This is a genomic window from Neorhizobium sp. SHOUNA12A (assembly GCF_023006505.1).
Taxonomy (GTDB): domain Bacteria; phylum Pseudomonadota; class Alphaproteobacteria; order Rhizobiales; family Rhizobiaceae; genus Neorhizobium.
Window position 1 is genome coordinate 133,975 of record NZ_JALBGV010000003.1, and the last position, 19,158, is coordinate 153,132.

Here is a 19,158-nt window from a genome sequence, read left to right on the forward strand (position 1 = left end):
GCATGAGCACGCACGAAACATTCGGAACCTATTCCGGCCCCGTCCCCACCGTCGCCGACGGCCCTTCGATCAGTCCGCTGAAAGCCGGCAAGACCGTTTCGACCGCAACCGTCGGTCCCTGGAAGCTGATCGCCGGCAAGCTGGTCCGCCAGAAGGTGGCGATGTTCGCCGGCATCGTCATCCTGATGCTTTATCTGATCGGCCTGTTTGCGGAATTCCTGGCGCCCAGCCTGCCCTCGACCTCGCGGCCGCAATATACCTATGCGCCGCCGCAGGGCTTGAGCTTCTTCGTCACCAAGCCGGACGGCAGTTCGGAGTTCAATTTCCATGTGAAGGGCTACAAGGTCGAGATCGAAAAGGTGGCGCTGCGCCGCACCTTCGTCGTCGACGACACCAAGGTCGTGCCGGTCGGCCTGTTCGTCAAAGGCCCGCGCTACGAACTCTGGGGCCTGATCCCGATGGACCGCCACCTGATCGGCCCGATCAACCCGAGCGATCCGATGTATCTGCTCGGCGCTGACCGCCTCGGGCGCGACGTCTTCTCGCGGCTGGTCTACGGCACGCGGATTTCCATGTCGATCGGCCTCGTTGGCGTCGTCATGTCGCTTGTGCTGGGCGTCGTGCTCGGCTCGATATCGGGCTTTTACGGCGGCTGGGTCGATACGGTGATCCAGCGCATGATCGAGGTGGTCAGCGCCATGCCGACCATCCCATTATGGCTCGGTCTTGCGGCGGCGATCCCGCTCACATGGTCGCCGGTCAACGTCTATTTCGTCATCACCATCATCGTCTCGCTGCTCGGCTGGACCAGTCTCGCGCGCGAGGTGCGCGGCCGTTTCCTCGCCCTTCGCAGCGAGGATTTCGTCACCGCCGCCCGGCTCGACGGTTCGAGTGAAAAGCGGCTGATCTTCCGCCATATCCTGCCATCCCTGACCAGCCATATTCTCGCCGTCGTGACGCTTGCAGTGCCGACGATGATCGTTGCTGAAACCTCGCTTTCCTTCCTCGGCATCGGGCTGAAACCGCCGGTCGTCAGCTGGGGCGTGCTGTTGCAGGACGCCCAGAACATCCGCACGGTGGCAACCGCGCCATGGCTGCTGATCTGGCCCTCGCTTGCCGTGATCGTCGCCGTGCTGTCCTTCAATTTCTTCGGCGACGGCCTTCGCGATGCCGCCGACCCCTATGACAATTGAGGAGGTAACCATGACCGATCTTGCCGAAGACACCGTCCTCTCCGTCGAGAACCTGTCGATCGATTTCCGGTTGAGAACCCATATCCTGCATGCCGTCGAGAACGTCAGCTTCGAGCTGAAGCGCAGCCAGACGCTTTGCCTCGTCGGCGAAAGCGGCTCGGGCAAGAGCGTCACCGCCCGCTCGCTGCTGCAGATCGTCGACAGGCCCGGCAGCATCGTCGACGGGCGCATCCTTTTGCGCAACGCCGGCGCGGTCACCGACATCGCCAGGCTCGATCCGGATGGCCAGGCCATGCGCGCCATCCGCGGCCGCAGGATCGGCCTGATCTTCCAGGAACCGATGAGTTCGCTCTCTCCGGTCCATACGATCGGCTCGCAGATCACCGAAGCCGTGCGCCTGCACAGCGATCTCGACAAGCGCGCCGCGCGGGCGAAAACGGTCGAACTGCTGCGCCAGGTGGAAATCCCCAATCCTGACCAGATGGCGGACCGCTACACGTTCGAATTTTCCGGCGGCATGCGCCAGCGGGCGATGATCGCCATGGCGCTCGCCGGCAATCCAGACATCCTGATCGCCGACGAACCGACGACGGCGCTGGACGTCACCACCCAGGCCGAAATCCTCGATCTGATCAAGCGCCTGCAGGTGGAGCGCGGCATGGCGATGCTGCTGATCACCCACGACATGGGCATCGTCGCCGAAGTGGCGGACGACGTCGCCGTCATGCGCTTCGGCCATATCGTCGAGCGCGGTCCGGTCGATGCGATCTATCACGACGCCCAGCATCCCTATACGCGCCAGCTTCTGACCTCGACGGTGAAGCTCACCCGGCATGTCGAAAGCAGGGTGCCGGCGGTGGCCCTGTCGTCGCAGCCGCTGCGGCCGATCCTTTCGGTCCGCAATCTCGGCAAGACGTTCGGCTGGCACGGCAAAACCAATTCGCTGCGGGCCGTCGACGACGCCAATTTCGATCTCTATCCCGGTGAAAACCTCGGCATCGTCGGCGAAAGCGGCTCGGGCAAAACGACGCTCGGCCGGCTGATCCTGCGCACCGTCGAGCCCACCACCGGCACCGTCGTCTACCGCAACAAGGATGGCAGCGAGGTCGAGGTCACCAGCCTGACCAAGAAGGAGTTGCGCGGCTTCCATCGGGAGGTCCGCCTCGTCTTCCAGGATCCGTTCGCCTCGCTCAACCCGCGCATGACGGTCAAGGAAGTGATCGGCGACCCGCTGATCATCAACGGTCTCGCCAAGGGCAAGGCGCTCGAGGAACGCGTCGCCGAACTGATGCGCCTCGTCGGGCTCGATCCGATGGGCATGGAACGTTATCCGCACGCCTTTTCCGGCGGCCAGCGGCAGCGCATCGGCATTGCCCGGGCGCTGGCGCTCGATCCGCGCATCATCATCGCCGATGAGGCGACGTCGGCGCTCGACGTGTCGATCCGCAGCCAGATCCTCGACCTGCTGCTCGATATCCGCCAGCGGCTGAACCTCAGCTTCATCTTCATCTCGCACGACATTTCGGTTGTGCGCTATTTCTGCGACCGTGTCGCCGTCATGCATCGTGGCAAGATTGTCGAGCTCGGCGAGGCCGAGCAGATCTGCACGGCGCCACAGGAGGCCTATACCAAGAGTCTAATTTCCGCCGTTCCCAATCCCGACCCCCGCGACAAGCGCATGCTGCACCGGCACCGCTTCGTCGCACCCGTTCTCTAAAGGACAGCGCCAGTGCCGAAATTCTCCGCCAATCTCTCCTTCCTCTACCAGGACCTGCCCTTCCTCGATCGCTTTGCGGCTGCCGCGAAGGACGGTTTCGGCGGGCTCGAATATCTCGGCCCTTATGCCGAGCCGAAGGAAAAGGTCGTCGATGCACTGAAGGCCAGCGGCCTCGTCCAGGCGCTCTTCAACGTGCCTTCGGGAGACTGGGCCAGCGGTGAGCGCGGCATTGCCTGCCTGCCGGACCGCATCCAGGAATTCCGCGACGGCGTCGCCCTGGCACTGGATTATGCCAAGGCGCTCGACTGCAAACAGGTCAACGTCATCTCCGGCCTCGTGGCGAAGGGTGCCGATGTCGATATTCTGGAAAAGGTGCTGGTCGACAACCTGAAATACGCCGCACCGCGCTGCGCCGATGCCGGCGTCAGGCTGCTGATCGAGCCGATCAATCTGCGCGACATTCCCGGATTCTTCCTGTCGATGACGGATCATGCCGAACGCATCCTCGACAAGGTCGGCTCCGACAATCTCTACATCCAGTACGATTTCTACCACATGCAGGTCATGCAGGGCGATCTCATCCCGACCTTCACCCGCCTGAAGGAAAGGATCGCCCACGTGCAGATCGCCGACAATCCCGGTCGCAACGAGCCAGGCACCGGCGAGATCAACTACGATTTCATACTCTCCGAACTCGACCGCCTCGGTTACGACGGCTGGGTCGGCTGCGAATACAGGCCGAAGGCCGGCACCAGCGAAGGCCTTGGCTGGATGAAGCCCCATCTCGGCGGAGGGCCACGCTAAGATCAACACTTTTCCGACCTAACCGGACACCATCGACGCCACTTCCAAACCGGAGCCTTTCTCCGGAAGGCGGAGCCATGTCCGAACATCGATGAAGAAGGACAGGACCATGCTCAAAACCGATATCCAATTCCCCTACGGCGCCGTCTATTTCCGCAAGTCCAATCCGCCCCGCGAAGACTGGGAGCGCGATTATACGACGGCGGGGGAAGACGGCCTCAACATCTTCCGCCACTGGTTCATGTGGAGCGCCATCGAAACCGCGCCCGGCGTCTACGACTGGGAGGAATACGACCGGCAGATGGACCTCGCCGCCAAGAACGGTATCAAGACGGTCATCGCCGAATTGATCCACGCCGTGCCCGATTGGGCGGTGCGCAAATATGCCGATGCGCTGCAGGTCAATGCCGACGGCACCAGGCTCGGCTCCTATATGGGCGTCTCGGCGGCGACCGGCGGCTTTTCCAACAATGGCGGCGGCGCCGGCGCGCTGACGCTCAATTGCCCCGAAGTAAAGGAAGCGGCCGGCAGGTTCCTGACCGCGCTCGCCACCCACTACAAGGACCATCCGGCAATCTACGGCTACGACGTCTGGAACGAGTGCAATTACTCCGCCGATGTCGATTACAGCAGCTACGCCAAATCGGCTTTCAGGAAGTGGCTGGAGCAAAAATACGGCACGCTGAAAGTACTCGCCAAGGCCTGGCATCGCTACAGCTATGCGGAATGGGAGGATGTCGAACCGCCGGTCCACATGGCGCCCTATCCGGAATGCATAGACTGGCTGCAGTTCAAGCGCGACAATTTCTACGACCAGATGCAATGGCGCATCGACACCATCCGCGCCGTCGATCCGAAGAACACCATCGCCGCCCACGGCATTTCGGGCGCGATCCCCAACATGGCGGCGAACGGCTGCGACGACTGGCTGGCCGCCTCCAAGGTCGAGATCTACGGGTTCACCTGGATCCAGGCGCGCAAGGGGTCGGAAGCCTGGAAGAACTGGTACGGCGTCGACATCAACCGCGCCGCCGCCCGCGGCAAACCTTTCTGGCATGCCGAGCGCCAGGGTGGACCGCTCTGGCTGCAGCCGCAGGTAATCGGCCGCGACAAGGACGATGGCCGAGTCGCAGAACCCGAGGATATCCGCCTGTGGAGCATGACCTCGTTTGCGGGCGGCGCCCGCGGCGTGCTGAACCTGCGCTGGCGGCCGCTGCTCGACGGCCCGCTCTTCGGTGCGTTCGGCGCATACGGCATGGACGGCGCCCGCACGCCGCGCTCGAAGCTGCAGAGCGATATGGCGAAATGGGCGAACGACCCGGCACAGGCAGCTCTCTGGGAGGCAAAGCCGGTGCGCGGTGAAATCGGCATCCTCGTCGTTCCGGAGACGCAGGAATGGGATTACCTCTTGAACTACGACCGCAAGGAGAAGCCCTATCCGGAAGCGATGTGGGGCGCCTATCGCGCCTTCCTCGAAAACAGCGTCCAGCCGGACTGGGTCCATATCGACGATATCGATGCCTATGATCGTCTCTATTTCCCCTATCCCATCATGTTCACCACGGGTCAGGCAAAACGCCTTGCCGCCTGGGTGGAAAACGGCGGTACGCTGATCGCCGAAGCCTGCCCCGGTTATTTCGGCGACCGCGGCCATGTCGGCCAGGTGCAGCCGAATATGGGCCTCGACAAGGTGTTCGGAGTCCGCGAGGATCAGGTCGAGTTCATGCCGGATATTGGCGACCGCATCCATTTCAAGCTGGATGGAGCGGCGGTCGATGGCGGCGGGTTCCTGCAATCCTATGTACTTGCCGGCGGCACCGCACGCGGCAATTTCGACGACGGGCGTCTTGCCGTGGTCGAGAACGCTTATGGCAAGGGCCGTACCCTGCTGATCGGCACCAATCCGTCGGTCGCCTATTATAAGTCGCAGGGCAAGGCGAACGGCGCCTTTTTCGCCGAATTGCTGCGCTGGAGCGACTGCGCGCCGCATGCGACCCTGTCGAACAGGGCGCTGTTCGCGCGTGTCCACGAGGGCGAAAAAGGCAGCTTCCTCTGGCTCGTCAACCCGACGCGCTCGGCGCAGGCGACCGAGGTGAAACTGGCCGAAAGCCATGGCCGCCTCGCTGCCGGCAAGGTGGTTTGGCCGGTCGGAAGCACCCATGATGGCGGCAAGATCGAGGTGCCGGCCCGCGACGTGCTGATCCTGCCGCTCACCTGACACCAATTTGCCGCCCTCAGCCATCGACGCCCGAGGGCGGCATGGATTCCGATCGTTCGTCTACAGCCTCGTAGACGTCCCGAAGCGCTTGCGGTAATGGCAAAGGCAGGAAGACTGTCGGAGAAAAGAATGCCTGAGCGGGATGCCATCGTCGTCGGCGCGGGGTTTACGGGCCTGAGCGCCGCGCTGGAGCTTGTCGAGGCAGGGTTCGACGTGCTGCTGCTCGAGGCCCGCGACCGGGTCGGTGGCAAGGTCGAGTCCGAGACGCTGCCGGACGGCACCCGGATCGACACCGGCGGGCAATTCTTCTGCCGCGACATGAGCGAGCTGATGGCGCTCATCGCGGAAAACGGCCAAACCCCGGTCATGACGCACTATGATGGCGAGGCCATCTACCGGCCACCGGTCCCGCAGCAGCAGGGTTATGCGCGCTGGCAGGGGGTCGATGCGCTCCGCGACCGGATGATCGCTACCGATCCGGATGATCCGGATCTCGCGAAACTGACGGTGGCCGATTGGGTGGACCGGCAGGACGACGTGCCGGCCGACGTGCGGAAAAGTTTCCTGCGGCTGATTAAGGGCCTCTGGTGCCGTGCGCCCGAGGAGGTTGCCTTCACCTGGCTCGCCTCGAACGACCGGCGGATCACCAATACCTATTCGGAAATGGAAATGTTCCTGCCCGGCACGCTGCATGCACTGGCCGAGCAGCTGGCGGCCAGGCTCGGCGACCGGCTGCGCCTCGGCACGCCGGCGACCGGGATAGAATATTCCGATACCGGGGTCATCGTCGCAGCCGGCGACGAGCGGTTCTTCGCGAAACACATCATCCTGGCGCTGCCACCGGTGATGATCCGCCGGTTACCGTTTTCGCCCGCTCTTCCCGAGCGGCTGCGGAAGGCGCTTTCCGCCTGGGCGCCCGGCCTGTCGATCAAGCTGCAGGTCAGCTACGACAAGCCGTTCTGGCGAGAACGCGGGCTTTCCGGTGCCGTCATGTGGCACGAGCCCCAGGGCCTCTATGCGTGCGATGCCAGCCACGACGATTATGCCGGTCTGATCGTCTTTGTGGGCGGGCCGGAAGCGCAGCAATGGCATGGGCGGCCCCGCGAGGAGTTCACCGGGTTCATCCGCGAGCAGCTAAGCGCAGCTTTTGGCCCCGAAGGCGGCAATCCGCGCGACATCCATGTCCGCGACTGGGTCGACGATCCCTGGAGCGGCGGTGCCTATAGCGACGTCGTCGTCGATCTCGATGCCCGATATGCGGAAAACATCATCAACGAAGGCGTGCCCCCTGTCCATTTCGCGTCGTCGGAACTCTCCCCGTCCTATCCTGGCTATGTCGACGGCGCGATCGTCGCTGGCAGGCTGGCCGCAGCGCGGATCATCGCGGCGACCCTGCGCGGCCAGTCCGAGGCCAGTGACCACTGAAGCTTCGACCCGATAAACCGCACCAAATCCGTTCTGCCACCTTGTGGGCTTTCCTGTCGACAATACGTGTGCAATTGTCCTGCCGCATTGGCTTGCGACGCAGAACGGTTAAATGATGGCGAAGAACGAACCTGCAGAAACGGATATCCCCCGCCCGCGTGGCTCCGGGACGCAGAGCGTTTACACGATCCTGCGCGGGGAAATTCTCGCCATGACCTTGGCCCCCGGCAGTCCGCTCGACGAGGTCCGGCTGTCGGAGCGTTTCGGCATGTCGCGCACGCCGATCCGCGAAGCATTGTTGCGGCTTTCCGCCGATGGCCTCGTCACCACGCTGCCGAACCGCAACACCATCGTCGCGACGATCGATTTCGCCTCCCTGCCTCCCTATTTCGATGCGCTGACGCTGATGTACCGTGTCACCACCCGCGGCGCCGCCATGCGCGCGACGTCGCAGGCGATGGGGGAGATCCGCAAGCGACAGGCAGAGTTCGCGGCAGCGGTTGCCGCCCACGACGCCTTCGCGATGATCGAGGCGAACCGCGAATTCCACGTGGCGATCGCCGAGCTCGCCGGCAATGCCTATTACACCACCTTCTTCGCCCGGCTGCTCGACGAGGGGCGGCGCATCCTGCGCCTCTATTATCGTACGTTCGACGACCGGCTGCCACGCCAGTATGTCGACGAACACGAGGAGATGATCGCAGCGATCGAAGCCCGTGACGTCGAGCGCTCCGACAGGCTCGCCATCAAGCATGCGGAACAGATTGTCCGGCAGATCCAGGATTATATCGCCCGCGATCTCGGCAATCCGATCGATCTTGCCGTCTCCTGACCCACCTTCCGCATTCGCTTCACAGGACAGAAATCATGAATTCCTCTTCGGTCGACGCCGTCGTCATCGGCTCGGGCATAATCGGCGCCATGTCGGCGCATTACCTGCTGGAAGACGGCCGCTCGGTGCTGATCATCGAGCGCGGGGAGGTGGCGCGGGGTGCAAGCAGCGGCAATGCCGGCATTCTCGCCTTTCCGGAAATCATCCCGATCGCCGCGCCCGGCATGATGTGGAAGGCGCCGAAATGGTTGCTCGACCCGCTCGGTCCCCTCAGCCTGCCTCCGTCCTATGCGCTCAACATGGTGCCGTGGCTATGGCGCCTCTGGCGGGCCAGCGCGCGGCCGGCCTATGAGCGCACCGTCGGCGTACATGCCAGGATGATGCCGATGGCGCGCAGCGAAATGCTGCGCACGGTCGAACGCACAGGCCTTCGGGCGATGGTCAAACAGACCGGCACGCTCGACCTCTATGACAGCGAGGCGAGCCTCAATGCCGCCGGCGACGACTGGCAGGCGAAGCGCAAGGCCGGTTTCGAGTTCCAGAAGGTCAGCCGCAATGAGATCGACTCCCTGCAGCCGGGCCTTGCGCCACAGTTCCGGCACGGCATCTTCACGCCCTCCGGCCTGCAGGTTTCCGACCCGCTGGAGTTCACCCAGGCCCTCTTCAGCAACGCCATGTCCCGTGGCGCATCGCTGAGGATCGGTGAAGTCATCCGCATCGAGCCGATAAACGATGGCGCCAGGGTCATCCTGGCGGATGGCGCCGTCTTCGATGCGAAGACGGTCGTACTGGCCGGCGGCGCCTGGTCGAAGAAGATCGTAACCGGCCTCGGCGATCATGCGCCGCTCGAAACCGAGCGCGGCTATAATACGACGCTGCCGCAAGGGGCCTTCCCGCTGCATCGCCAGCTTTATTTCAACGACCACGGCTTCGTGGTGACGCCGCTTTCCTCCGGCATCCGCGTCGGAGGCGCGGTCGAGCTCGGCGGGCTGACACTGGCGCCGAACTACAAGCGCTCGGAGGCGATGCTGAAAAAGGCAAAAAGCTTCCTGCCCGACCTGAAAACCGAGGGCGGCCGCCAGTGGATGGGTTTTCGCCCGTCCATGCCGGACTGCCTGCCAGTGATCGGCCCGTCGAGCGCGACGCCGGCGATCATCTACGCGTTCGGCCACGGGCATCTCGGCCTCACCCAGTCGGCCGCGACCGGCCGGCTGGTCGCCGATATCGCCGCACGCCGAAAGCCTGCCGTCGATATCGAACCTTACAGCATCAGCCGGTTTCGCTGACATTTGCGACGGCGGGATGGCGGCTGGCTATATGTGCTGAATATCTCTGTCGACAAACTGACTACAGCGCGATATAACGTCGGTGAAATCGAAAGGAACCGGACATGGCCTGGTCGCATCCCGTCCCGAAGATCACCGACGACGAGCGGCGGCAGCGTCTTGTCCGGCTCCAGGCGACGCTGGACGAAAAGGGGCTGGGTGGCATCCTGCTCGGCGCCAGCGAAAGCCTGCGTTATTTCACCGGCCTCGTCTGGCACCAGAGCGAACGCCTGCTCGGCGCGCTGGTGACGCCCAAATCGGTCACCTATATCGTGCCGGGGTTCGAGCGGAGCCGGGTTGAAAGCCTGCCGCATCTGCCGGGCGAGATCGTCGTCTGGCAGGAGGATGAGGCGAGTGCCGCACTGGTCGCCTCGCTTCTGCCTGCCAATGTGAAACTTGCGCTCGACGACGCGTTGCCGCTGTTCGTCTACCACCAGCTTGCCGCCGTCTTCGGCACTGAGCGACTGGTCGATGGCGGCCGATTGATCCGCGATCTCAGGCTTCGGAAGTCGAAGGCCGAGATCGATCTCATCCAGCATGCGATGAACCTGACGCTCGAAGTGCATCGCCGCGCGCATGCTTTCATCAAGCCGGGCGTGCTTGCCTCCGACGTGGTGCGCCATATCGACGAACAGCATCGCGCGCTGGGGGCGACAAGCGGTTCGAGCTTCTGTATCGTCTCCTTCGGGGTCGCGACTTCGCTTCCCCACGGCGCCGACGGCGAGCAGACCTATGCTCCCGGCGACGTGGTGCTGGTCGATACCGGCTGCCGGCTCGACGGCTATCATTCGGATCTCACCCGCACCTATGTGCTGGAAGAGCCTGCTCCGGAATTCGCCAGGGCCTGGGCGATCGAGCGCGAGGCGGAGCAGGCCGTCTTCGATGCCGCCCGCCTCGGCGCCACCTGCGGCGGCCTCGACGATGCGGCCCGCAAGGTTCTTGCCAGCCACGGACTCGGCCCGGATTACCTCCTTCCCGGCCTGCCGCATCGCGCCGGCCACGGGCTCGGGCTGGAAATCCACGAAGAGCCTTATATCGTGCGCGGCAATGCGACCGTACTCGAACCGGGCATGTGTTTCTCCAACGAACCGATGATCGTTTTCCCGGACCGTTTCGGGATCCGCCTCGAAGACCATATCCACATGACCGAAACCGGGCCGCAATGGTTCACCCTGCCGTCGAAAGGCCCGGCCGAGCCCTTCGCGTGACAGATATCGGCGCGACCGCGCATATTATCACCCATCAACCAGAGGAGTGCATTTCATGACCACAGGCTGGAGCGGCGTTTTCCCCGCAGTGACGACGCAATTCAACGAAGACTTCTCGATCGACCTCAAGGCGACCCAAGGGGTGCAGGACGCGCTCGTCAATGACGGCGTCAACGGCCTGATCGTCATGGGCACCTGCGGCGAGAACAACTCGCTCGATCCGGAAGAAAAGCGCACCATCCTCAAGGCCGCCGTCGAAGTGGTGAACGGCCGCGTGCCGGTCGTGACCGGCGTGTCCGAATTCGACACCCGCCGCGCCGTCGCCTATGCCCGCGATGCTGAAAAGCTCGGCGCCGACGGCCTGATGCTGCTGCCGGCCATGGTTTATGTGCCTAAGCCGGAAGAACTGGTCGCCCATTTCAAGACGGTTGCCGCGGCCACCTCGCTGCCGATCATGCTCTACAACAATCCGCCGGCCTATCGCGTCAACATCGGCGCCGACGTGCTGCGCCAGCTCGAAGACGTGCCGAACATCAAGGCCGTCAAGGAAAGCGCACCGGATCCGCGCCGCTTCACCGACCTGATCAACACCTTCGGTGACCGCTTCGACATCTTCGCCGGCCTCGACGACGTGGCGCTCGAAGGCCTGATGCTCGGCGCCAAGGGCTGGGTCTCCGGCCTCACCAGCGCCTTCCCGCAGGAATCCGTAGCGCTGGTGGCCGCCGCCAATCGCGGCGACTGGGTCGAGGCCCGCGCCATCTATCGCTGGTTCATGCCGTTGCTGCATCTCGATGCCGAGCACGACCTCGTCCAGTCGATCAAGCTCGCCGAGCAGATCATGGGCCGCGGCTCCGAGCGCGTCCGCATGCCGCGCATGCTGTTGACGGGTGCCCGCCGTGCGGAAGTGACGGCGATGGTGGAAAAGGCCGCTGCGACGCGGCCGACGCTTGCCAAGAAGGCTGCTTGATAGCGGGACGGATCCCGCAGGATACGCATACAAAAAAGCCGGGCTCGCCCGGCTTTTTTCGTTTCTCTTTTACCGCTGCTGCCCAGGCTCGCCGCTCTGATCCAGGACCCGGCTGAGGCTGAGCGCTGCGATCGTGCAGATCGCGCCGGAGATCAGATATCCACCGATGAAGATGATGCCGAAGCTGCTGGCGAGGCCGAGCGCCACCAGCGGTGCGAAGCCGGCACCGATCAGCCATGCGAGGTCGGAGGTGAGTGCCGCACCGGTATAGCGGTAATATTGCCCGAAGCGCGAGGAGACGGCGCCGGAGGCCTGGCCGAACGAGAGGCCGAGGATCCCGAAGCCGATGATGATGAAGGCATCCTGCCCCTTGCCGCCGGCATCGAGCAGGAAGGGTGCCGAGAACGAGAAGATCGCGATGATCACAGCGCCGATCATCAGCTGGCTGCGGCGGCCGATGCGGTCGGCGATCAGGCCGGACAGGATGATGCCGACGATGCCGACCGCAGCACCGATCACCTGCACGAACAGGAATTCCGCCGCCGACTGCCCGCCATAGAGCGTCACCCAGCTCAACGGGAAGATCGTCACCAGATGGAACATGGCGAAGCTTGCCAGCGGCACAAACGCGCCGAGCACGACGTCATGGGCATGCTTGCTCAGCATTTCGAAGATCGGCCGGGCCTGCAGCTCGTTGGCCTGGAGCGCCGAGCCGAATTCCTTGCTGGCGACGATGCGCAGGCGGGCAAACAGCGCCACGACGTTGATCGCAAAGGCCACGAAGAACGGATAACGCCAACCCCAGGCAATGAAATCCGCTTCCGAGAGATTGGCGACGAAATAACCGAACAGGATGCTCGCCAGCGCAAAACCGATCGGCGCGCCGAGCTGCGGGATCATCGCATACCAGCCGCGTCGGTTGGGCGGCGCGTTGAGGTTCAGGAGCGATGCGAGCCCATCCCAGGCGCCGCCGAGCGCAAAACCCTGCCCCATGCGGAACAGCGCCAGCAAGGCAACGGCCCAGTAGCCGATCGTGTCGTAGCCGGGCAGGAAGGCGATCGAAGCCGTCGATCCGCCGAGCAGGAACAGCGCGATCGTCAGCTTGGTGCCGCGCCCATAATTGCGGTCGATCCACATGAACACGAACGACCCGACTGGCCGCGCCATGAAGGCGAGCGGGAAGATCGCGAACGACATCAGGGTCGCGGCGACCGGGGTCGGCGCAAACGGAAAGATCAGCTTCGGGAAAACGAGGACAGAGCCCAGCCCGTAAACGAAGAAATCGAAGAATTCCGACATGCGACCGATGATCACACCAAGCGCGATGCTGCCCGGCGAGATCGGCCCGTCGTCATGAATGCGGCGGGCGTCCCTTTCGAGGCCGGACGATGTCGGGCCTGTTGACGCGGGATTGACGACCGTGGTCATGAATTCCTCCTGGCGATAGTTCGCCTCGTCCTCGAAATGTTGATCAACATGCCGTCGAGATCAAGGAACAAGACTAAAAAAACCTGACATATGCGACGGACCGCACCGTCTTCTCGTCCACACCCTCTGGTCGCCCCCGCAGGCTGTCCTAGATTTCCGATGGGCGAATGCGGATACTGAGCGTGCAGGTTGGTGCAGCAAAACGGCTCGGAAGACCATGCGGTTTTTTGCTGCACTGCGACAGATTGCTGCACTGCGACGAACGACCTCATTCCAGCCCATGCAGGAACCTGACTATTCCGAACTAGACAAAACACAAATTCGAGCCCGAGATGACCCCTCAGTTGAAAATCGTCGCACGGTTGTTCGCTCTCTTCACCCTTTTGGGGCTTTCCGGATGTAACCTGGTCGTCATGTCGCCTTCCGGCGATATCGCCCGACAGCAGGCTAACCTGATTATCGTCGCCACGGTGCTGATGCTGATCATCATCGTGCCGGTGATCTTCCTCACGCTGTTCTTCGCCTGGCGTTATCGCGGCTCGAACACCAATGCGCCCTATGATCCCGAATGGCACCATTCGACGCGGCTCGAAGTCATCATCTGGTCGGCACCGCTCGCCATCATCATCGCGCTCGGCGCCGTCACCTGGATGAGCACCCATAAGCTCGACCCCTACCGGCCGCTCGACCGGATCGATGCCCAACGCGCCGTCTCCGCCGAGGTGAAGCCTATCACCGTGGAAGTCGTGGCTCTCGACTGGAAATGGCTGTTCTTTTATCCGGAATACGGCATCGCCACGGTCAACGAGATGGCGGCCCCCGTCGACGTACCGATCAATTTCAAGATCACCGCCTCCTCGGTGATGAACTCCTTCTACGTGCCGGCGCTGGCCGGGATGATCTACGCAATGCCGGGCATGGAGACGAAGCTGCATGCCGTCATCAACAAGGCGGGGGAATACGAAGGCATTTCATCGAACTACAGCGGCGACGGCTTCTCGCATATGCGCTTCAAGTTCCATGGCGTCGACCGGGCAGGCTTCGACCAGTGGATCGCCCGGGTGAAGCAGAACGGCACCGCGCTCAACCGCGATGCCTATCTGAAGCTCGAAAAGCCGAGCACCAAGGAACCGGTGCGCTATTACGCCAATGTCGAGGACGGGCTCTACAGGACCGTGCTCAACATGTGCGCCACGCCCGGCAAGATGTGCATGGACGAAATGATGCATATCGACATGACGGGCGGCGGCGGGACCGAGAGCCAGGAAAACCGGGCGCGTCTGGAGCATGACAATCGCCATGCCTTGGGAGAAAGGCTTGGCGCGACCGTGCCGGCCAGCGGCGAACCCTCCCGCATGCCCGAAGCGAGACAGAGCGTGGACCAGCCGCAGTCAACCAACCACGACATGCACAACATGCAAGATATGCCGGGAGGCAACACCGCGCCCGACGGCAACCAGGGCGGTCCGGCGCCGGCTCAACTCAACAGCAATGCTCCGGCGCAGCCTGCAACTCAGCCCTGAGACTGCATTTCAAGAGATTTTGGACAGACCCATGTTCGGCAACAGCACTCTGACGGAATTCCTTTTCGGGCGGCTTACCCTCGAAGCCATTCCCTATCACGAGCCCATTCTCGTCGCGACCTTCGTCGTCGTCGCGCTCGGCGGTCTCGCCGTTTTAGGGGTTATCACCAAATATCGGCTCTGGGGTTATCTCTGGAACGAGTGGTTCACCAGCGTCGACCACAAGAAGATCGGCGTCATGTACGTGGTTCTGGCGATCATCATGCTGCTGCGCGGCTTTGCCGATGCGATCATGATGCGCATCCAGCAGGCGATCGCGTTCAACGGTTCGGAGGGCTATCTGCCGCCGCACCACTACGACCAGATCTTCACCGCCCACGGCGTCATCATGATCTTCTTCATGGCCATGCCCTTCGTGACGGGCCTGATGAACTATGTCGTGCCGCTGCAGATCGGTGCCCGCGACGTCTCTTTCCCGTTCCTCAACAACTTCTCGTTCTGGATGACGACGGCCGGCGCGATCATCATCATGATGTCCCTGTTCGTCGGAGAATTCGCCCGCACCGGCTGGCTTGCCTATCCGCCGCTTTCGGGCGCCGACTACAGTCCGGGCGTCGGCGTCGATTATTACATCTGGGGCCTGCAGGTGGCCGGCATCGGCACCACGCTTTCCGGCATCAACCTGATCGCCACGATCGTCAAGATGCGCGCGCCGGGCATGACCTTCATGAAGATGCCGATCTTCACCTGGACCTCGCTCTGCACCAACGTGCTGATCGTCGCGTCCTTCCCGATCCTCACCGCCACCCTCGTTCTGCTGTCGCTCGACCGTTATGCCGGCACGAACTTCTTCACCAACGATCTCGGCGGCAATCCGATGATGTACATCAACCTCATCTGGATCTGGGGCCATCCGGAGGTCTACATCCTCGTCCTGCCGGCCTTCGGCATCTTTTCCGAAGTGGTCGCCACCTTCTGCGGCAAGCGGCTTTTCGGTTACGCCTCGATGGTCTACGCCACCTGCGTGATCATGATCCTTTCCTATATCGTCTGGCTGCACCACTTCTTCACCATGGGCTCGGGCGCGTCGGTCAACGCCTTCTTCGGCATCACCACGATGATCATCTCCATCCCGACGGGGGCCAAGATGTTCAACTGGCTGTTCACCATGTATCGCGGCCGCATCCGCTACGAACTGCCGATGATGTGGACGGTCGGCTTCATGGTGACATTCGTCATCGGCGGCATGACCGGTGTGATGCTCGCCGTGCCGCCGGCTGATTTCGTGCTCCACAATTCGCTGTTCCTGATCGCCCATTTCCACAACGTCATCATCGGCGGCGTGGTGTTCGGGCTGATGGCCGGCGTCGTCTACTGGTGGCCGAAGGCCTTCGGTTACAAGCTCGATACGTTCTGGGGCAAGATCAGCTTCTGGTGCTGGCTGATCGGCTTCTACGTCGCCTTCATGCCGCTCTATGTGCTCGGCCTGATGGGTGTCACCCGCCGCGTTTCCCAGTTCGAGGATCCGTCGCTGCAGATCTGGTTCGTCATCGCCGCCTTCGGCGCGGTGATCATCGCCTGCGGCATCGGCGCCTTCATCATCCAGATCGTCGTCAGCTACCTGAAGCGCGACCAGCTGCGCGAGACCTCCGGTGACCCCTGGGACGGCCGCACGCTCGAATGGTCGACCTCCTCGCCGCCGCCGGACTACAACTTCGCCTTCACGCCGGTCGTGCACGACCACGACAGCTGGTACGACATGAAGAGCCGCGGCTATGAGCGCCCGCTCGGCGGCTTCAAGCCGATCCACATGCCGAAAAATACCGGCACGGGCGTCATCCTTGCCGCTATCAGTGTCGTCTTCGCCTTCGCGATGATCTGGTACATCTGGTGGCTGGCGATCGTCGCCTTTGTCGCCATGATCGCCGTCGCGATCGGCCATACCTTCAACTACGATCGGGATTTCCACATTCCAGCCGATACCGTGACCGCAACAGAGGACGCGCGCTCGAAGCTGCTCGCGGAACGGACCTGAGACGATGAGCCAGACGCAAGTTCAGACCCACGGCCCCTCGGGCAATCACGAAACCGACAAGCCGCGGTTCTACGTCACGGAAGAGCATCATCCGGAAGGCAGCACCATGCTGGGCTTCTGGCTCTATCTGATGAGCGACTGCCTGGTCTTCGCGGTGCTTTTCGCCACCCACGGCGTGCTCGGCCGCAATTATGCGGCAGGTCCGTCGCCGGCCGACCTGTTCGACCTGCCGATCGTCGCCCTCAACACGGCAATGCTGCTGTTCTCGTCGATCACCTACGGTTTTGCCATGCTGCAGATGGAACGCAGCGCCAAGACCGAGACGCTGTTCTGGCTCGGCGTGACCGGCGTGTTCGGAGCGATCTTCCTCGGCCTCGAACTCTACGAATTCAACCACCTGATCCATGAGGGCGCCGGACCGACCCGCTCGGCCTTCCTCTCCTCCTTCTTCACCCTGGTCGGCACCCACGGGCTGCACGTCACCTTCGGCATCGTCTGGTTGATCACGCTGATGGTGCAGGTCGGCAGACACGGACTGATCGAGGCAAACAAGCGCCGCCTGATGTGCCTGTCGATGTTCTGGCACTTCCTCGACGTCGTCTGGATCGGCGTCTTTTCCTTCGTCTACCTTATGGGAGTCCTCGGATGAGCTCGCACGGCCAAGCCCCGCACGCCCCTGCTCACGAAAGTGCCTCAGAGGCCCATCACGGCCACAGCAACGGCCATCAGGCCGGCCACGGCACGCTGAAAGGTTACCTGATCGGCTTCAGCCTGTCGGTGATCCTGACCGCCATCCCGTTCTGGCTGGTGATGAGCGGCGCCATCGACAGCAAGCTGTTCACCGCCTTTCTCGTCATGGGGCTCGGCGTCATTCAGATCGTCGTGCACATGGTCTATTTCCTGCACATGAACCCGCGCTCGGAAGGCGGCTGGACGATGATGGCGCTGCTCTTCACCCTTGTCCTGGTCGGTATCACGCTTGCCGGATCGCTCTGGGTCATGCACCATCTCAACACCAACATGATGCCGATGTCGCCGGAGATGATGAAAAACATGCCGTGACCCCTTCGGGGGTAAACTGGGAAGGGATAGACGCGTGGCTCTCGACCATCCTTTGACCGGAGAAACAGCGGATGCTGACCCAGTCTGCTCCCGACTGGTCTTTGCCGCCGCGATGCTGTTGTTGACCGTCGTTTTCCTCGGACTCGGCACCTGGCAGGTGCAGCGGCTCTTCTGGAAGCTCGACCTGATCGCCCGCGTCGATGCCCGGGTCACGGCAACCCCGGCGCCCGCGCCCTCATCGCCAGCCTGGCCCACCATCAACGCCGAAGACGACGAGTATCGGCGCGTCACGGCGACCGGCACTTTCCGCCATGACGCGGAAACGCTGGTCCAGGCGGTCACCGATCTCGGTCCCGGCTTCTGGATTCTGACGCCTCTGGAACAGAAGGACGGGACCACCGTCCTCGTCAATCGCGGCTTCGTGCCTGCCAACCGCCGCGATCCGGCCTTGCGGCCGGATGGGCAGCTCGTAGGCCCGGTGAAGATCACCGGCCTCATCCGCATCAGCGAGCCGGAGGGCGCCTTCCTGCGCTCCAACGATCCCGCGAGTGATCGCTGGTACTCGCGCGATGTGGCCGCGATTGCCGCCGCCACCGGCCTCGAAAGGGTCGCACCCTATTTCATCGATGCCGACGCGACGCCCATCCCCGGCGGCCTGCCCGTCGGCGGACTGACGGTGATCCGCTTCCGCAACAGCCACCTCGTTTATGCCGCGACCTGGTATCTGCTGGCGGTGATGAGTGCCGCTGCGGCCTATGCGATCCAGCGCCGGCGGCTCGCCTGAAACTTGAGGCGTGGATTTCCACGGAATAGCAGGTCCGCAACCTGTTCATCGCGCGCCGAATTTCTCATACTCGATAAACGGCATTTGCCAGCGCCGCGGGCGGCCGGCTAAGAGCGGATTTGATATTATGCGCCAGTTTTTCAACTCGAAATACAAGATCCTTTTTACGGCCGCGCTGTTCATCCTGACGTCGGTATTCATGTCGATCTCCGCGACCGGGCATGTCAGCGGCAACTATATCGCGATTGTTCTGGTGGGATTCCTGTTCACGATCCTGTCGCTCTATTCGGCAGTCAGGTCGCGACACGCGGAATACCTGATCATCGGCAGCCTGTTGTTGTCCCTCTCGACCCTGGTCGGGATTACCGAAGTACTGACCAAGAAGATCTCGAACATGCAGTACGGGGTTTATTTCTTCGCCTTCCTCGGCTGCGTCGGCCTGCTTTCGCTGGGCCTGATCGCACGGTATCTCACCAGCGAGGGGTGGAGCGTCAGTTCCGAAAAGACGCGCGAGGCCTTGTCCGTCTGCGCCACGATCCTCGGATTCGTGCTCGCCATCGCCTCGGCCTTCGTGCCGACCTGAAAAGCTCGGCGGTAAATCAGCATTGAAAAGATGCCCGGACGCAGCTGAGCCACG

16 protein-coding genes are annotated in these 19,158 nt (G+C 62.8%); 15 read left to right on the plus strand and 1 reads right to left on the minus strand.

The window, feature by feature from the left end:
• The first annotated feature begins 2 nt into the window (after window positions 1-2).
• The 9 genes from MOV63_RS02445 (at window position 3) to MOV63_RS02485 (ending at window position 11,689) form a co-directional block, all read left to right on the plus strand.
• Window positions 3-1,193 (plus strand): ABC transporter permease, encoded by a 1,191-nt coding sequence (locus MOV63_RS02445; protein ID WP_247031415.1) that lies wholly within the window; start codon window positions 3-5, stop codon window positions 1,191-1,193.
• A 10-nt stretch (window positions 1,194-1,203) separates the two neighbouring features.
• Window positions 1,204-2,910, plus strand: a complete 1,707-nt coding sequence (locus tag MOV63_RS02450) for an ABC transporter ATP-binding protein (RefSeq protein WP_247031417.1) — start codon at window positions 1,204-1,206, stop codon at window positions 2,908-2,910.
• Window positions 2,911-2,922: 12 nt separating this feature from the next.
• Window positions 2,923-3,714: a 2-oxo-tetronate isomerase gene (gene otnI / locus MOV63_RS02455; protein WP_247031419.1), complete on the plus strand. Its 792-nt coding sequence runs from the start codon at window positions 2,923-2,925 to the stop codon at window positions 3,712-3,714.
• 109 nt (window positions 3,715-3,823) lie between these two features.
• Window positions 3,824-5,932, plus strand: coding sequence for a beta-galactosidase (locus tag MOV63_RS02460; protein WP_247031421.1), 2,109 nt, complete (start codon window positions 3,824-3,826; stop codon window positions 5,930-5,932).
• Window positions 5,933-6,028: 96 nt separating this feature from the next.
• Window positions 6,029-7,357 carry an FAD-dependent oxidoreductase gene (locus MOV63_RS02465; protein ID WP_247031423.1) on the plus strand — a complete coding sequence of 443 codons (1,329 nt, stop codon included), beginning with the start codon at window positions 6,029-6,031 and terminating at the stop codon, window positions 7,355-7,357.
• 115 nt (window positions 7,358-7,472) lie between these two features.
• Window positions 7,473-8,189 carry a GntR family transcriptional regulator gene (locus MOV63_RS02470; RefSeq protein ID WP_247031496.1) on the plus strand — a complete coding sequence of 239 codons (717 nt, stop codon included), beginning with the start codon at window positions 7,473-7,475 and terminating at the stop codon, window positions 8,187-8,189.
• Window positions 8,190-8,224: 35 nt separating this feature from the next.
• Window positions 8,225-9,475: an FAD-binding oxidoreductase gene (locus MOV63_RS02475; protein ID WP_247031425.1), complete on the plus strand. Its 1,251-nt coding sequence runs from the start codon at window positions 8,225-8,227 to the stop codon at window positions 9,473-9,475.
• 104 nt (window positions 9,476-9,579) lie between these two features.
• Window positions 9,580-10,722, plus strand: coding sequence for a Xaa-Pro peptidase family protein (locus MOV63_RS02480; protein ID WP_247031427.1), 1,143 nt, complete (start codon window positions 9,580-9,582; stop codon window positions 10,720-10,722).
• Window positions 10,723-10,777: 55 nt separating this feature from the next.
• Window positions 10,778-11,689: a dihydrodipicolinate synthase family protein gene (locus tag MOV63_RS02485; protein ID WP_247031429.1), complete on the plus strand. Its 912-nt coding sequence runs from the start codon at window positions 10,778-10,780 to the stop codon at window positions 11,687-11,689.
• A 69-nt stretch (window positions 11,690-11,758) separates the two neighbouring features.
• Here MOV63_RS02485 and MOV63_RS02490 read toward each other — a convergent pair whose 3' ends face one another.
• Window positions 11,759-13,117 (minus strand): MFS transporter, encoded by a 1,359-nt coding sequence (locus MOV63_RS02490; protein ID WP_247031431.1) that lies wholly within the window; start codon window positions 13,115-13,117, stop codon window positions 11,759-11,761.
• A 332-nt stretch (window positions 13,118-13,449) separates the two neighbouring features.
• Here MOV63_RS02490 and cyoA point away from each other — a divergent pair, with 332 nt between their 5' ends.
• From cyoA to MOV63_RS02520, 6 genes are all read left to right on the plus strand, one after another.
• The gene (cyoA, locus tag MOV63_RS02495) at window positions 13,450-14,640 is read left to right on the plus strand and encodes a ubiquinol oxidase subunit II (RefSeq protein ID WP_247031433.1); all 1,191 of its coding nucleotides are present in this window, start codon (window positions 13,450-13,452) and stop codon (window positions 14,638-14,640) included.
• A gap of 31 nt (window positions 14,641-14,671) precedes the next feature.
• Window positions 14,672-16,675 (plus strand): cytochrome o ubiquinol oxidase subunit I, encoded by a 2,004-nt coding sequence (cyoB, locus tag MOV63_RS02500; RefSeq protein WP_247031435.1) that lies wholly within the window; start codon window positions 14,672-14,674, stop codon window positions 16,673-16,675.
• Between the two features lie 4 nt (window positions 16,676-16,679).
• Window positions 16,680-17,324, plus strand: coding sequence for a cytochrome o ubiquinol oxidase subunit III (gene cyoC / locus MOV63_RS02505; RefSeq protein ID WP_247031437.1), 645 nt, complete (start codon window positions 16,680-16,682; stop codon window positions 17,322-17,324).
• Window positions 17,321-17,737: a cytochrome o ubiquinol oxidase subunit IV gene (gene cyoD, locus MOV63_RS02510; RefSeq protein ID WP_040124287.1), complete on the plus strand. Its 417-nt coding sequence runs from the start codon at window positions 17,321-17,323 to the stop codon at window positions 17,735-17,737. Before cyoC ends, cyoD begins: the two co-directional genes overlap by 4 nt.
• Window positions 17,738-17,771: 34 nt before the next feature.
• Window positions 17,772-18,521, plus strand: coding sequence for an SURF1 family protein (locus tag MOV63_RS02515; RefSeq protein ID WP_405029295.1), 750 nt, complete (start codon window positions 17,772-17,774; stop codon window positions 18,519-18,521).
• A gap of 127 nt (window positions 18,522-18,648) precedes the next feature.
• Window positions 18,649-19,104, plus strand: a complete 456-nt coding sequence (locus MOV63_RS02520; protein WP_247031439.1) for a hypothetical protein — start codon at window positions 18,649-18,651, stop codon at window positions 19,102-19,104.
• The last annotated feature ends 54 nt before the right edge of the window (window positions 19,105-19,158 follow it).